Below are 1,431 nucleotides of genomic sequence, written 5' to 3' on the forward strand. Positions count from 1 at the left end.
CGCCCGACCCGCCCCGTACGCGCTGGTCCGCACCACCGTCGCGGCGCACCCCGCCGACTCCGCGGCGTCCGCCCGCGCACGGGCCCTGTTCGGCGGGCTCGCCGGACTCGCCGCGCAGGAGGAGGAGCTGCGGGCCGGGCTGTGCGACGACCTGTTCGCGTCCCGGCCGGGCCACGCCGAGGCCTTCCACCGGCAGGTGGTGCTCCCGCTCCGCCGGGCGCTGCACAACCGCCGCGCACCGCGGCCGGCCCTGCTGGCCCGGCTCGGCGACCTGCCCGTACGGGTCCCCCGGCTCGGCGCATGGCTCGCCCTGCGCGAGCAGCGTGCCGCCCTGCTCGCCGAAGCCGCCGACGCCGTCCCGGCGGCGCTGGCCGCCGAGCGCTCCGCCCTCGCGGAGGTGTGCCGTTCCCCCGGCTTCACCCGTGCCGTCGCCCTCGGCAGCACGGACCTGCTGCGCGCCGTGTCGCGGGCCGCCCGGGACGAGGGCGGGCGCAGGGCCCGCAAGGAGGAGCCGTCGGTGCTGCGACACGCCCTGCGCGCCACCGCCAAGACCAGTCCGCTGTCCTGGTTCGCCGCGGTGGGCTGGTCCGGGCAGGACCAGGACGCGGCCGCCGGCCCGCCGGCGTTGCGGGCCGTGGTGCGGGAGAACCGGACGCTGGTCGCGGCCCTCGTCGCCGCGCTCCTGGACGAGCCGCGCCGCCGCAGTACGCTCGCGCACCGGCCGGCCAGCAGCGCCCGGCCGGCCGGCGAGGGCCGGACCCGCTACGTGCGGGACACCACCGTCTTCGCGGGCGGCAGGTACCTGGTCACCCGCGAGGAGGAGGTCGAGGTCGCCGCACACCCGGCGCTGGCCCTCCTCGACAGGCTCGCGGCGCAGCCCGCGCCGCCGGATGCGCTCGCCGCCCGGCTCGCCCCGGCCCTCGGCCGCCCGGAAACCGACCCGGCCGTCCGCCGGTTCCTCGGCCGGCTCGCGGACAGCGGGCTGCTGGTTCCCGTCGACCCGGTCGACCCGCAGCACCCGCAGCCGCTGCGCGCCCTCGCAGAATGGCTGCGCCGGTGGCCCGAGGACGCCGCCCTCGCCGACCGCATCGACCTCCTCGCCTCCGACACCGCCCGGTTCGCCCACACCTCCGCCGCGGAGCGCCCCGCGATGCTGGGCGACCTCGCCGAGCGCTGGCGCGCCCTGCTCGCCGACACCGGACGGCCCGTGCCGGCCGGCGCGGCCCCTTTGAACGTGCTCTCCGAGGACGTCCTCGCCTCGGGCGGCCCCGATGCCCCGCGGCCGACGCCGGCGTCCGCACCGGCCGCACCCGCACCCGCCCCCGGGCGCGGTCCGCGCGTCCCCGGCCGCCCCGACCCGGCCGGCGCCCGCCGCGCCGCCGCGGACCCCGCCGGCGACATCCCCGCGCCGGCAGGCGCACTGTCCGGGAG

At 80.8% G+C, this 1,431-nt stretch carries 1 protein-coding gene; it reads left to right on the top strand.

What is annotated here, in order from left to right; genetic code table 11:
- Positions 1–1,431 (top strand): lantibiotic dehydratase (locus EF903_RS32535; RefSeq protein WP_185902947.1); only part of this gene is annotated, 1,431 nt, incomplete at both ends.

It is taken from the genome of Streptomyces sp. WAC05292, from assembly GCF_003949955.1.
Lineage (GTDB): Bacteria > Actinomycetota > Actinomycetes > Streptomycetales > Streptomycetaceae > Streptomyces > Streptomyces globosus.